This is a genomic window from Chromobacterium sp. W521 (assembly GCF_052805975.1).
On sequence record NZ_JBRBAF010000003.1, the window covers coordinates 161,971 to 175,303 of the forward strand.

Genomic DNA, 13,333 nt, shown 5'->3' on the forward strand with positions numbered 1-13,333 from the left:
CGTTTCTCCGCGCTTATTGCGCCGCCGAGGCGCGGCGTTTGCCGGCCGCGCCGCTGCCGTCGCGTTTGTGGCGTCCGTTTTTGCCAGCGGCCTGGGCTGCCTGGAGGTTTTGCGCGGCGCGGTCCACCACCGTGACCTTGGCGCCGTCGCGCAGTTTGTCCAGGCCGTCCACCACCACGCGCTGGCCGGGCTTCAGGCCTTGTTCGATGACGACGATGTCGCCGACGCGCGCGCCGGCGCTCACCTGGTTCAGGCTCACGCTGCTATCCGCGTTGACGGTATAGACATAGCTGCCCGCCTTGCCCAGCTGCACAGCGGCGGCGGGCACGGTGACGGCGTTTTCCTGTTCGCCCAGGCTCAGGCGCACATTGACGAATTGATTGGGGAACAGGGCCTCGTCGGCGTTGGCGAAGCGGGCCTTGAGGTTGACGGTGCCGGTGCTGGTGTTGAGCTGGTTGTCTATGGCCAGCAATTTGCCGTCGGCCAGCTTGTTGCGGTTGTCGCGGTCCCAGGCTTCCACCGCGAGGCCGGCTTGGGCGCGGCTGGCCCGCAATACCGGCCCCAGGCTGACTTCCGGCACGGAGAACAGCACGTTGATGGGCTGGGTTTGGGTAATCACCACCAAGCCGTTGGCGTCGCTGGCGTGGACGATGTTGCCCGGGTCCACCTGGCGTAGGCCGGCGCGGCCGGACACCGGCGCGGTGACGCGGCTGTAGCTGAGCTGCAGCCGGGCGTTGTCCACAGCGCCCTGGTCCAGCTTGACCGTGCCCTGGTACTGGCGCACCAGCGCCGCCTGGGTGTCCACTTGCTGTTTGGCGATGGAGTTCTGTTCCAGCAGTTGGCGGTAGCGGTTCAGATCCAACTGGGCGTTTTGCAGCAGCGCCTGGTCACGCAGCAACTGGCCTTCGGCCTGGGCCAGCGCGGCCTGGAATGGCCTCGGGTCCAATTCCGCCAGCAACTGGCCTTGTTTGACCGCCTGGCCTTCTTCGAAATGCAATTTGTCCAGCTGGCCGTCCACGCGGCTGCGCACGGTGACGGTGTAAGTGGAATTGACGGTGCCCAGCGCGCTAATCTGCAAGGGGACGTTCTGCCGCTGCGCGGCGGCCACGCCCACGGCCGCCGGCGGCGCGGCGCGGCGTTGGCCCGCGGGGTCCGCGGCCGTGTGTTGCCGCCACCACCAGCCGCCCAACGCGAGCGCGACGATAAGGCCCCAGCACAGCGGAGAGCGGTAAAAAGGGCGGCGAGGCGCGGCGGATTGGGTCACGGCGGGGCTCCAGGAGTGCGGCGTGGAGCGGCGAGGGCCGCTCCGGATCGTTCAAAGGCGACCGCCGGCATGGATGGGCGGTGAGGGGCGCCGCAGCAGGCCGAGGGTCGATGCTTACGGCATTATGCGCTCCTTGTTTGAACCGGGCTTTGCTTGCGCCGGCGATTGTATGTCGAATTGTTGCAAGACTTGTCGAAATGTAAGGTGCGGCCGGGTGGCGGCGAAATGCCAGGCCAGTTGTTGCGCGCGCTGGCGATAGGACGGTTTTGACAGCATGCGTCGCAACAGAGGCGGCAGCCGGCCGGTTTCGATATGGTGGCGGCGCAGCATGACGCCGGCGCCGTAGGCCTCGATATGCCGCATTGCCAGTAGTTGGTCCATATTGGACGGGATGCCGATCACCGGGCGGCCTTGTTGCAACGCCTGGTAACTGGTGGGGCTGCCGCCATTGCAAATCACCAGGTCCGCGCGGGCGGCGGCGGCCTCGCCGGGCAGGAAGTCGGCGCTGAACAGGCCGGAGCGCTGCGGCAGCCGCTGGCGGCGGCCGGTGCTGGCGATGACTTGCAGCCCTTCGCCCAGCAGTTGATCTATCAGGGTGGGCAGCAGGGCCAGATTGCCGGAGGAACCCAGCGACAGGTAGACGGTGGGGCGGTCTTGCAGTTGCGGCCACCAGTCCGGCAACGGGCCGCCCGGCGACCAGGTGACCGGGCCCAGATAGTGGTGGTGGGCGGGCAGCGGGCCCAGCGGCACCAGCTCCGGCGAATCGTAGTACAGCACTTGATCGCCGTAGCTCCAGGCTTCGAAGCAATTGGCGAACGGGGCCAGGCCGTAGTGGGCTCGGGCGCGGTTGAGCGAGCGCGCCAGCAAGCGGGTGGCCAGCGGGGTGATCCAGCGCATCAGTGGCGTCATCACGGGCAGGCGGTGCAGATTGATCTTGGCCAGCTCCGGCACCGGCAGCGGCTCCGGCCGGCGGTGGGGGCTCCAGTAAGCGTTGATCAGGTTGACCAGCGGTTTGCCGGAGAGCGCGGCGCTGATGCCCAGCGAGTGGCGGAAGTCCCCGACGATGATGTCCGGGTCCAGGCGTTCGATCAGGCGCAATTCTTCTTCGGCGTAGGCGATGATTTCCTCGCGGCGGTACAAGGCCTTGCCGTTGTCCACGGCGTGAAGAAAATCTTCGCAGCTCTTTGTGAGCAGCGGATGGTAATGGATGTCCTGGCGTTGGTAGAGGTAATCGAAGCGCGGCGCGGCGGCCAGATGGATATCGTAGTCCGAGGCGGGCAGCGCGGCGGCCAGGGTATAGGGGCGGGCGACATGGGCCAGGGTGACGGCCTCGCCGACGAAGAGGATTTTCTGCTTGCGTGGGTTCATGGCGGTTCTTGGGAGATGGGAGAGGGAGGCAAGGCCGTCCGGCGGGGCCGGACGGCGCGGGGCGGGCCTTAGAACGTGTTTACGATCTCGCCCTTACTCGCGAGTCTTTGAACCGGTTCTTGGCCTTTGTGGACCTGGACACGCCACAGCTCGCGTCCGCGCGAGGCGCGTGTCATCGCGCGGCGGCCGTGCAGGCTGTTGTAGTTGTCGATCAGCACTAGATCGCCGTCGTGCCAGTCGTGCTCAATCAGGTTTTCCGGCGCGTAAGCCCGTTCCAGCAATTCTTGGACCAGGTTGGGGTAGTCGTCGGCGCGTTCTTCCACGTCGACAAAGAACTTTTGCAGTTCGGAGTTGCTGTTCTCCTGGAAACGCAGCACCGCTTCGCCGGTGTCCGGGTGGGTTTCCACCAGTGGATAGACGCGGGCGTCGCCGCCGAAATAGGTGAACTTGGTGTGGTAACGGATTTGCAGCCGCTCCCATTCGGCCAGCGTGGCCGTCGGCACTTGGCGCAGGATGTTGCGCGCGTCCACCAGCGTGGTCTGGCCTTCGCCGTGTTGCGGCGCTGTCTTGCAATACAGCGCGAACAGGCTGGCGCTGAAGCGCGGGTTCTTGCGCACGAACTCATTGTCGGCCGGCAGCATGCTCAAATCCCAGTGCAGCGGCAGCTCCTCGAAGGAGTGGACGAAGCCGTCGGCGTCTTCCTCCGGCTTGACCTTGTGCACCGCGCCGAACTGCCAGATGTAAGGGGTGCCGAACTGGGCGCTGAAGTCGATCAGATTGTCCTCGTCCTCCACGGCGAAGCCGCGCAGCGCGACGAAGCCGAAGAGCTGAGCCAAGCGGGTCAAGGCCGGGCGCGGCAGCGACAGGCAGTTGGCGCCGGGGCGGCGGTTTTCGATCAGCAGGCCGAAGCGGCCGGCCAGCATGACCGATAGTTCGCAATCTTCCCATTCCGCGCCGGTTTGTTCCAGGTAGAGCCAGGGTTGGCCGTCGAAGCTCACCGCCTTGGCGCGGCGCGCGTCCAGCGCCTGGCGCTTGGAGACCAGCTCGCCGCGGCCGGCCAGGTTCAGCAGGTAGACGCGGTGCCAGGGCAAGGCCGCCTCGGCCTGGGCCGGAGACAGGCGGATGGGGAATTTGCCGCCGGGCGAGCCGGATGGGTGGATGGTCAACCGGATGGCTTCCGGGAAGTGTTCGGCCAGCATCGCGTCCAGCGCGATGCCGCGCCAGGCCAGACGCAGCGCGCGCCGCGGCCAGTCTTCGGCCTCGGCGATGCCGCGCGCCGCATTGTCTTCGCGCAGCAGGTTCAGCCATTGCGGCTGACGTCTAGCCTGGTTTTCCGGCAGCGGCTGGGAGAAGTCCGCGGCCGCGGCGGGCAGGTAGCGGCGCAGCACGCTTTCCGCGCGGTCGCGCTGGCGGTCGAAGCCGGGCTGGACGCTGGCGTAGTCATGCCAGCGCAGCACCGGGCTGGCGTAGAGCGCGCGCAGCCGGCGGTGGTAGTCGTTGGCCGTGTCGCGCGGGATGTCCAGCAGGTCGTGGAAGCTCAGGCCGTCGCTGAACAGCTCCAGCGCGCAACCGGCCGGGTAGACGCGGCCGACGGCGCGGCACAGTTGGTCCAGCTGTTCCAGCGCCGCGTATTCGGCGTAGTCGGGGCGGTCGGACGCGGTTTTGTCGCGGGTGTTGGGGGATTTCAGCGGAAAGCCCGGCAGCAGCAGTTGCAGCGGCTGTTGCCGGCGCACGAAGCGCTCCACTTGAGCGCTCAGCGCCTGGCGGTAGGACTCAAGCTGCGGGTGGTCCGGATCGCCCTGGAAGGCGTCGAGCAAAATGGAGACGATGGAAGCGACAAGGGGTTCGTTTTGCATGGCGATACTCGAAATGAACAATAAGGGGAGGGGCTTCAGGCGGCGGTGGCGATGAAGTGGCTTGGCCGGCCGTCGACAAAGACCAAGGCGGACTGGTTTTCGTCGATGTCGCTGCGCTTTTTCAACATCACGCCGTGCTCGTGCTTGATCGCGGCCGCGTGCCAGGGCGTCAGCCAGGCATCGACGCTGTCCACCAGCCGCACGCCGATCTTGGACGACACGCGAAATTGCGGATGGATGGACAGGCGCAAGCTGTCTGGAAACGCGCGTTCCAGCAGCCGGCTCCAGGCGTTGCTGCGCTGAATCACTCGATAGGCGTTGGCGCGCGCCATTTTCTGCAAACTGGTCTTGCTGTGGCCGGCAAAGCGCTCCATGCCTTGCGCGTCCTCGAACAGGAAGCGGGTAATGCCCTGGTACATCGCGCGCATCGCAGGTTCGTCCTGGCATTGGCGTTTGATCTGCTCGATGGAGTCGCTGTAAAGAATCAGCAATTCTTCGCGCTGCGAATCCAGGTCGCCGATATAGCTGAAGTGATCTTTCAAGTCGTAAAAGCGAAAGCTGTCTCCATGGCGCTGCCGCGCATAGCGAATCAATTCGTCCATATAGGCGGCGACTTCCGCGTCCGGGATATACACCACGTCGGAAAAACAATATCCGTCCGAACAAATGGCGACTTGAGCGCCCGGCGGGTAGATGCTCTGAATGTCTCTGCAAAGCTGATGCAGATTATCCATCGCGTGGCGCTCGGCCAAATCGGGCATCGCGCCCAGGGTTTTATTGCGATTGGGCGATTTGCCGGGGAAGGCCGGCAGAATCATTTGCAGCGGCTGGTGGCGGGTTACGGCGTCTTGAATTTTGGGAAGGTGAGGGGCCATTTCCGCGTCCAGATCTTCCGTTGCGGCTAGATCCTCCGGGTGAATGCGGCGCAGTTTGAAAACCAGCCCCAGTATTTGCCGGGCCAGATCCGCCGCGGAAACTCCAAATGGGTGAAAAACAGGGTCGACAATGGCGTTCATGGTTTATCTCAATTGGTTGTGGAATCAAAAGCGATGGAATTGCCACTTGCCCGCGTTCATGCGCGAGCGTTTTGCTTATCGTTATGTGGTAACCAAAATAATGGAAAGAACACGATTTGCTTTTAGTAAGCGTGGCCATTTTATGGCAGATGCCGAGAGTGGGCGAACAAATTAGCCGCTATAGAGTTATGAGCAATCGTTATATTGATATGGCGAAGGGATTGAACGAATAAGTCGGGGGCGGTTTTTTATTCGCTTGGATTAGTGTTTTATTCAGTGCGGGGGTGTGAAAATTGTAAATACGATTGTGACGGTGTGTGATGTTTTATTTGTTTTAATTTGGATTAAATTTAAATTTATCTTTGTATGACAAGGTTTTATTTGTCATTTTTGCAAATGAGATTCATTATTGTTTGTAAACGAAGCAAGACGGCTGTCGACTGTGAGTTTTCCCATGAAACCACGGTGCGACGACTCGGTCGCGCCGCGCTTTAAACCGCGTGCTGGAGCGGGCGGGACGGGTGAAAACTGTATGATTCCTGCGACAGATCCATCGCGAGGGGCTTGTGGGGGCGCGTCACAGGCTCTTGGTCGCAGTCCAACCGGGTGCGATATTCCTTTGCGAACATGACATTTTCGTTTTTTAAGCCCCAAAGTCATGTTTGACTAGTCAACAGTCGTGGTTGCTGTCATTCTTTTGCGTTTCGATTACGACTGCCTGTCGTTGCGACAACAGGCCGCCGGCTGGCCGCAGCGAGCCGAAAGCAATGTCGCCGAGCAGGCGCACTTGAGACAAAGAGATGGAAAAAAAACAAGAGAGCCAAGAGCTTAGGCGCACCTTGCAGGCGCGCCACCTGTCGATGATCGCCATCGGCGGCTCCATTGGCACCGGCCTGTTCCTGGCCTCCGGCGCCACCGTGGCGTCGGCCGGCGCCGGCGGCGCCTTGATCGCCTACGCCCTGATCGGCCTGATGGTTTACTTCCTGATGACCAGCTTGGGCGAAATGGCCGCCTTCATGCCGGAGTCCGGCTCCTTCCAGGTTTATGGTTCGCGCTTCGTCGATCCGGCCTTTGGTTTCGCCCAGGGTTGGAACTACTGGTACAACTGGGCCATCACCGTGGCGGTGGAGTTGGCCGCGGCCGCCATCATCATGCATTACTGGTATCCGGCGGTGCCCGGCATCGTCTGGAGCGCCGGCTTCCTGTTGATCATCTTCGTGCTCAACTATTTCTCGGTGAAGGGCTTTGGCGAGGCCGAGTTCTGGTGCTCGATGCTCAAGGTGGCCACCATCGTCGCCTTCATCATCATTGGCTTTTTGATGATCTTCGGCATCATGACCGACCCCAACCCGCAGCGCATCGCGCCGGGTTTGTCAGTGATGCAGCAGGGACAAGGCCCGTTTGTGGGCGGCCTGGCCGCTTTCGTGGGCGTGGCCATGATCGTGGGTTTCTCCTTCCAGGGCACGGAGTTGATCGGCGTCGCCGCCGGAGAATCCGCCAATCCGGGCAAGACCATCCCGCGCGCGGTGCGGCAGATTTTCTGGCGCATCCTGATGTTCTACATGCTGTCCATCCTGATCATCGGCCTGATCCTGCCGTACAACGATCCGCTGCTGCTGAAGAACGATATGAAGGACGTGGGGGCCAGCCCGTTCACTCTGGTGTTCAATCGCGCCGGCTTCGCCATGGCGGCCAGCCTGATGAACGCGGTGATCCTGTCCGCCATCCTGTCCGCCGGCAACTCCGGCATGTACGCGTCCACCCGCATGCTGTACACCATGGCGCGCAACAAGATGGCGCCCAAGCGCTTTGCCGAGCTGTCCAGCAACGGCGTGCCGCGCAATGCCTTGTACGCCACCAGCGTGATCGCCGCGCTGTGCTTCTTGACCTCGCTGTTTGAAACCAACGCGGTCTATCTGTGGCTGCTGAACTCCTCCGGCATGACCGGCTTCATCGCCTGGTTGGGCGTGGCCATCAGCCACTACCGCTTCCGTCGCGCCTATGTGAAGCAGGGCCATGATCTGGCCGACCTGCCTTACCAGGCCAAGTGGTTCCCGCTGGGGCCGCTGTTCGCCTTCGCCTTGTGCCTGCTGATCATGCTGGGCCAGAACTACGAGGCCTTCATAGGTGGGCATATCGACTGGAGCGCGGTGATCGCCACCTACCTGGGCATTCCGCTGTTCCTGGCGCTGTGGCTGGGCTACAAGTTCAAGCACAAAACACGGATGGTGGCGCTGGAAGAGATTGATTTCAGCGAGGCGCTGGTCAAGGCTCGTTCCTTGCGCCAAGAGAACGAGAACGGCAAGCTGGCCGCCGCCACGCGCTGATCCGTTGTGAATTCTGCCAGCCTAGGGGCGGCAGTGAGTCAAACAGCCCGGCATTGCCGGGCTGTTTTTCGTAAGAGACTGATTGTTATGGATTCCGCGCGGGAAAGAGGCGCGCGCTCGATGCGCCGGAACCGGGGAGGGGCGCCGGAGTCCGAGCGAGAGCCGGTTGCAATATTGATGAATTGTGTAATATGGCGGCTGGCGCCGCGCCCGCGGCCGTTCTCGATCTGAATTTGATGGTTTCGGAGTCATTCCACCATGCAGTTGCTGACAATATTCATAACAAAGTTTCTGTTTGTGATGGCGGCCTTGCTGCCGATCATGAATCCTCCGGGGCTGGTGCCCATCTTCATCTCGATGACGGCGCGCAATACGCCGCAGCAGCGCCGTTACCTGGCGCGCCGCATCGCCATGTATTGCGCCTTGCTGCTGCTGGGCAGCATGTTCACTGGCGGCTATGTGCTGTCTTTCTTCGGCGTATCGCTGCCGGTGGTGCAATTGTCCGGCGGCCTGCTGATTACTTTCGCCGCCTGGCGCATGCTCAACGACGCGCCGCCGGAGAGCAGCCCCACCTCCACCGATCAGCCCATACAGGCGGAAAACCACGACGCGCTGAAGCAACGCGCCTTCTACCCGCTGACCTTTCCGCTAACGGTGGGGCCGGGCTCCATCTCGGTGGCCATCACCATGGGCGCTTCGCTGACCGATACCGGCAAGGGCATCGTCAAATACGCGATCTCGCCGCTGGCCGGCGGCTGCGCGGTGCTGGTGTGCAGCGTGCTGGTCTATCTGTGCTACCGCCACGCCGACAAGCTGCTGCGTTATCTGGGGCAGACCGGCTCGGTGGTGTTTCTGCGGCTGTCCGCCTTCATCCTGCTGTGCCTGGGGGTGCAGATCATGTGGGACGGCTTCGGCGCCTTGATTGTCCAATTGGCGCAGGACGTGCTGCCGCACAAGTGAGCGGGATGATTGGACATCTTTTGATGTGAGGCAAATGCCGCATCGGCCAAAATAAGCATACTGCGCTTATGACAAATGTCTTAAGAACAGGAGCTTGCCATGGCGACCAGCGCTTTCTTCATCCCCTGCGTCAATCTGATGGGGGCGGGCTGTCTGCAACAAGCCGTTGAGACCATGCGCGGTTACGGCTACCGCAAAGTATTGATGGTGACGGACACCGGCCTGGTGAAAACCGGCCTGGCCGGCCGCGTTACGGAATTGCTGGGCGACGTCGGCATCGCCACCGTGCTGTTTGACGGCGTGCACCCCAATCCCACCACCGCCAATGTGGGCGCCGGCCTCGCGCTGCTGCGCGAGCACGATTGCGACGCCGTGGTGTCGCTGGGCGGCGGCTCGCCGCACGACTGTGCCAAGGGCATCGCGCTGGTGGCCGCCAACGGCGGCAAGATCCAGGATTACGAGGGCGTGGACAAGTCCGCCAAGCCGCAACTGCCGCTGGTGGCGATCAACACCACGGCCGGCACCGCCTCGGAAATGACCCGCTTCTGCATCATCACCGACGAGTCCCGCCACATCAAAATGGCCATCGTGGACAAGCACACCACGCCGGTGCTGTCGGTCAACGATCCGGAAACCATGGCCGGCATGCCGGCGTCGCTGACCGCGGCCACCGGCATGGACGCGCTGACCCACGCGGTGGAGGCTTACGTTTCCACCATCGCCACGCCCATCACGGACGCCTGCGCCTTGAGGGCGGTAACGCTGATCGCCGGCCACCTGCGCCGCGCGGTGCGCCACGGCCTGGACATGGAAGCGCGGGAGCAAATGGCTTACGCGCAGTTCCTGGCCGGCATGGCCTTCAACAACGCCTCTCTGGGCTATGTGCACGCGATGGCGCACCAGTTGGGCGGCTTCTACGATCTGCCGCACGGAGTATGCAACGCGGTGCTGCTGCCGCATGTGCAGGCTTTCAACGCCAAGGCGGCCGGCCAGCGTCTGGCCGACGTCGGCGCGGCGCTGGGCGTGGCCGCCAACGCGGAAGCGGCGATCGCCGCCATACGCCAATTGGCCGCCGATGTAGGCATTCCGGCAGGATTGACGCAGTTGGGGGTCAAGGAAGAGGATATTCCGGAGCTGGCCGCCAACGCCTTGAAGGACGCTTGCGGTCTGACCAATCCGATCCAGGCCAGCCATGAAGAAATCTGCGCGATCTTCAAGGCCGCGCTGTAATAGCATGGCCGCGGTGCAAAAACACCGCGGCTTAAGACCCGCTAACAAAACCCCTGATCCTGCGTTGCGCCTCCTTGCCGTACTCAAGTACTGCCAGCGTCGGCAGGCCTTGGCTCAGGTTCTCTGCGAGGTTTTGTTAGCGGCTCTAAGAGCCTGTTCAAAGTCTCGCTCTAGCTCGCAAGACTTTAGAACAGCTTCTAATGGCGGCCCAGCCGCCTTTTTTTGACCATTAAATATCGTAATACGATATTTCTGACGACGCCGCACCGCCTCCGCCGCCAGATGAAATTAAGGAGTGACGCAATGGACGCAACAATCCGCCTGTTGCCGGTGAGCGAATACCGGCCGGGCCTTGAAAACGCTTTTCTGATTGAGGAAACCTGGCCAAAGGGCCTGCCGCGGCAGGCGCTGGACGCCGGCCACTGGCTGAAAAGCGTGGCGCCGGCGCCCGGCCTGCTTAACTGGCTGCGTCAGGATGAACGCCATTGGCCCACATTCTGTGAAGTGTATTGGGCCGATTTGGCGGCAAACCCGCAGCGCTGGTGGCCGCTGTGGAAGGCCAGCCGCAGCGGCGGCCTGGTGCTGCTGCACGCCGGCGGCGGCGAGAGGCAGCCGGCGCAGGCCTTGGCGCAGTTTCTGGGCGACAAGTTGGATGAGATAAAACGCATCGAGGCGGGGGAGCTGGCTTCACCGGTGTGCTACCGCGCTTTGCTGGATGGCTGAGCCGGAGGAGGTGCCCCGCGTGTCTGGCTCCCAGAGCTTTTCCAAGCAGGATTTCGAACGTCTGGCGGATTTCCGCTACCGCTTGCGCCGTTTCCAGCGTTTTAGCGAAGAGGCGGCCCAGCGCCATGGCATCACCATGCTGCAATACCTGCTGTTGTTGCAGATCAAGGGCTTTCCAGGGCGGGACTGGGCCACGGTGGCCGAGCTGGCCGAGCGGCTGCAGTCGCACCACCACAGCGTGGTGGGTCTGATCAGCCGCTGCGAGCAGCAGCAACTGGTGGCGCGCAGCCCGGGGCGGGACGACCGCCGCTGCGTGGAAGTGCGGCTGACGCCCAAGGGCGAGGCGCTGGCGGAACGCCTGGCGCGCGAGCACCGCGAGGAGTTGCAGGCCCTGCGGCGGCTGGGCGACGTGCTGTCCTTGGACCACCTGCTGCAAGCTCAGGATTGACGCCGGCGCGGTAGATTTTGCCATGGCGCTCTGGCATGATTTTGACATTGCTTTGGCGTGCGGAGACATCCCGTGAACATATTGTTGGTGGAGGACGACCTGGCATTGGGCGAGGCGCTGGGGCAGGCCTTGCGCCAGGCCGGTTTTCGCACCGTCTGGGTGCGGAGGCTGAAAGAAGCGCGCACCTTTCTAGCCGATGAGCCGCAGGACGCCTTACTGCTGGATCTGGGGCTGCCGGACGGCGAGGGCCTGCATTTGCTGCAGGAGTTGCGCGGCAACGGATCGACGCTGCCGGTGATCATCCTGACCGCGCGAGACGCGCTGGAGAGCCGGCTGACCGGCTTGCACAACGGCGCCGACGACTATCTGGTCAAGCCTTTCGCCATTCCGGAACTGCTGGCCCGGCTGCAGGCGGTGACCCGGCGCAGCAGCGGCTTCGTGTCGGCCAATTGGCAGATCGGCGATTTATGCATCAACGCCGACACCCGCGAGCTGTCGATGAACGGCGGGGCGGTGGCCTTGTCGCCGTCGGAATTCGCGCTGATGTTCGAACTGGTGCGCAAGGCCGGCAAGGTGGTTAGCCGCGAGCACCTGGTGGAGCATCTGTGCTGCGAGTCCGACAACGCGCTGGAGGTGCATGTCCACAATTTGCGGCGCAAGCTGGGTTCGGACTGGATCCGCACCATTCGCGGCGTCGGCTATCTGTTGCCCAAGCCGGCATGATCATTCCCTCGCTGGCGCGGCGTTCGCTCTACCGGCGGCTGTTATGGACCAGCCTGAGTTCCCTGCTGGCGGTATGGCTGGTCCTGTTCGCCTGGTTTTACTGGGAAGTGACCCGAGTGGGGTCCGGCTACCTGGACGGGGATCTGCGCGGACTGGCGCGCACGCTGGCCACTGTGTACAGCGCCGACGTCAAGCCCGGGGAGCGCGTGCGCATCGTCGATCAACTGATAGGCCAGTTTGGCCATGGTTATAGCGAAAAGCCGCCGCTGCGCAGCGAGCTGGCCTACCGCATCGTCGACAAGCGCCAGCATTTGCTGGCGGTGTCCAATACCTGGCCGGAACTGGCGCAGCCTGTCAGCGCCGACGCGCCGGCCAACCAGGGGCGCTGGCGCATCCTGGTGGTCGACGCCGCCGATGCGCCGGTGCAGGTGCAGCTGGCGGTGGCGCGCAGCTTCGTGCAGCGGGTGCAGGCCGAGATCTTGGTCTTCTTTCTGATGCCGCTGATCGCGGCGGTGCCCATCATCATGTTGCTGCTGCGCGTCGGCTACGGCCGCGCCTTGCAGCCCTTGGCGACGCTGGCCACCACCATTACCTCGCGCGATGTGCAATCGACGGCGCCGCTGGCCTGCGCCGATCCCGAATACCAGGAACTGCGGCCGGTGTTCAATTCCGTCAACGAGCTGTTGTCGCGGCTGGCCACCTTTCGCGAAGGAGAACAGCGCTTCTTCGCCGACGCCGCGCACGAACTGCGCACGCCGCTGGCGGCGATTGGCGCGCAAGTGCATTTGCTGGCGCGGGCGGAGTCCGAGCAGGAGAGGGCGTCGCTGGCGGCCTTGCTGGACGCCAGCATAGGCCGCAGCGGCGAACTGGTGGGCAAGCTGCTGACGCTGTCGCGGCTGGACGCGGAGTCGGCGCGGGTGCGGCCGGTGTCCTTCGACCTGGCGGCGTTAGCGCGCGCGGCCTTGGCGCGGCATGTGCCGCGGGCGATGGAGCGCAACATCACCCTGGCTTACGACGGCGCGCAGACGGCGGCTTGCTGCGGCGACGCCAGCGCGATGGACAGCTTGCTGGATAATTTGCTGGACAACGCCATCCGTTACTGCCCGGACGGCGCGTCCATCAATGTGGAAGTCAGCGAGGGGTTCTCCAATCTGCGGCTGGCGGTGCTGGACGACGGTCCGGGCATCGAGCCGCAGTGGCGCGAGCAGGTGTTGAAGCGTTTTGTGCGCCTGCCCGACAACACCGTCACCGGCAGCGGCCTGGGGCTGGCCATTGTCAAGCGGGTGGTGGAGCTGCACGGCGGCAGCCTGCTGTTGACCGATGGCCTGCACGGCAACGGCCTGGGGGTGGAAATCCGCCTGCCGCGCTGCGCCGAGCCGGAGGCCCCGGCCGCGGAGCACGGGGCGCAGCCGGCATAG

The 13,333-nt window shown here is 63.6% G+C and carries 11 protein-coding genes; 7 read left to right on the top strand and 4 right to left on the bottom strand.

Annotated elements, in window-relative coordinates:
* Positions 1-13: 13 nt before the first annotated feature.
* The 4 genes from ACUXV1_RS05440 to ACUXV1_RS05455 form a co-directional block, all read right to left on the bottom strand.
* Positions 14-1,264, bottom strand: a complete 1,251-nt coding sequence (locus ACUXV1_RS05440) for an MdtA/MuxA family multidrug efflux RND transporter periplasmic adaptor subunit (RefSeq protein WP_446015001.1) — start codon at positions 1,262-1,264, stop codon at positions 14-16.
* A gap of 114 nt (positions 1,265-1,378) precedes the next feature.
* A complete protein-coding gene (locus ACUXV1_RS05445) occupies positions 1,379-2,632 on the bottom strand; it encodes a glycosyltransferase (protein WP_446015002.1) in 1,254 nt (417 codons plus the stop codon).
* Positions 2,633-2,700: 68 nt separating this feature from the next.
* A complete protein-coding gene (locus ACUXV1_RS05450; protein ID WP_446015004.1) occupies positions 2,701-4,488 on the bottom strand; it encodes an isocyanide synthase family protein in 1,788 nt (595 codons plus the stop codon).
* A 35-nt stretch (positions 4,489-4,523) separates the two neighbouring features.
* A complete protein-coding gene (locus ACUXV1_RS05455; protein ID WP_446015005.1) occupies positions 4,524-5,504 on the bottom strand; it encodes an L-tyrosine/L-tryptophan isonitrile synthase family protein in 981 nt (326 codons plus the stop codon).
* Positions 5,505-6,304: 800 nt separating this feature from the next.
* Between ACUXV1_RS05455 and ACUXV1_RS05460 the strand changes: the two genes are divergently transcribed.
* The 7 genes from ACUXV1_RS05460 to ACUXV1_RS05490 all read left to right on the top strand — a co-directional run bounded on the left by ACUXV1_RS05460 (position 6,305) and on the right by ACUXV1_RS05490 (position 13,333).
* Entirely contained in the window at positions 6,305-7,831 is a 1,527-nt protein-coding gene (locus ACUXV1_RS05460; protein ID WP_043641628.1) for an amino acid permease, read from the top strand.
* 258 nt (positions 7,832-8,089) lie between these two features.
* Positions 8,090-8,791 (top strand): MarC family protein, encoded by a 702-nt coding sequence (locus ACUXV1_RS05465; protein WP_043641629.1) that lies wholly within the window; start codon positions 8,090-8,092, stop codon positions 8,789-8,791.
* Between the two features lie 99 nt (positions 8,792-8,890).
* The gene (gene yiaY, locus ACUXV1_RS05470) at positions 8,891-10,021 is read left to right on the top strand and encodes an L-threonine dehydrogenase (protein WP_446015007.1); all 1,131 of its coding nucleotides are present in this window, start codon (positions 8,891-8,893) and stop codon (positions 10,019-10,021) included.
* Positions 10,022-10,324: 303 nt separating this feature from the next.
* Positions 10,325-10,744 carry a DUF488 domain-containing protein gene (locus ACUXV1_RS05475; RefSeq protein ID WP_052370924.1) on the top strand — a complete coding sequence of 140 codons (420 nt, stop codon included), beginning with the start codon at positions 10,325-10,327 and terminating at the stop codon, positions 10,742-10,744.
* Positions 10,745-10,763: 19 nt separating this feature from the next.
* On the top strand, positions 10,764-11,192 hold the full coding sequence (locus ACUXV1_RS05480) for a MarR family transcriptional regulator (protein WP_446015009.1): 429 nt from the start codon (positions 10,764-10,766) through the stop codon (positions 11,190-11,192).
* 72 nt (positions 11,193-11,264) lie between these two features.
* Entirely contained in the window at positions 11,265-11,915 is a 651-nt protein-coding gene (locus ACUXV1_RS05485; RefSeq protein ID WP_446015010.1) for a response regulator, read from the top strand.
* Positions 11,912-13,333, top strand: a complete 1,422-nt coding sequence (locus tag ACUXV1_RS05490) for an ATP-binding protein (RefSeq protein ID WP_446015011.1) — start codon at positions 11,912-11,914, stop codon at positions 13,331-13,333. Before ACUXV1_RS05485 ends, ACUXV1_RS05490 begins: the two co-directional genes overlap by 4 nt.

Coding starts and splice junctions, on each gene's coding strand:
- ACUXV1_RS05445 (WP_446015002.1), bottom strand. CDS start 2,632: ATGAACCCACGCAAGCAGAAAATCCTCTTCGTCGGCGAGGCCGTCACC.
- ACUXV1_RS05450 (WP_446015004.1), bottom strand. CDS start 4,488: ATGCAAAACGAACCCCTTGTCGCTTCCATCGTCTCCATTTTGCTCGAC.
- ACUXV1_RS05455 (WP_446015005.1), bottom strand. CDS start 5,504: ATGAACGCCATTGTCGACCCTGTTTTTCACCCATTTGGAGTTTCCGCG.
- ACUXV1_RS05460 (WP_043641628.1), top strand. CDS start 6,305: ATGGAAAAAAAACAAGAGAGCCAAGAGCTTAGGCGCACCTTGCAGGCG.
- ACUXV1_RS05465 (WP_043641629.1), top strand. CDS start 8,090: ATGCAGTTGCTGACAATATTCATAACAAAGTTTCTGTTTGTGATGGCG.
- yiaY (WP_446015007.1), top strand. CDS start 8,891: ATGGCGACCAGCGCTTTCTTCATCCCCTGCGTCAATCTGATGGGGGCG.
- ACUXV1_RS05475 (WP_052370924.1), top strand. CDS start 10,325: ATGGACGCAACAATCCGCCTGTTGCCGGTGAGCGAATACCGGCCGGGC.
- ACUXV1_RS05490 (WP_446015011.1), top strand. CDS start 11,912: ATGATCATTCCCTCGCTGGCGCGGCGTTCGCTCTACCGGCGGCTGTTA.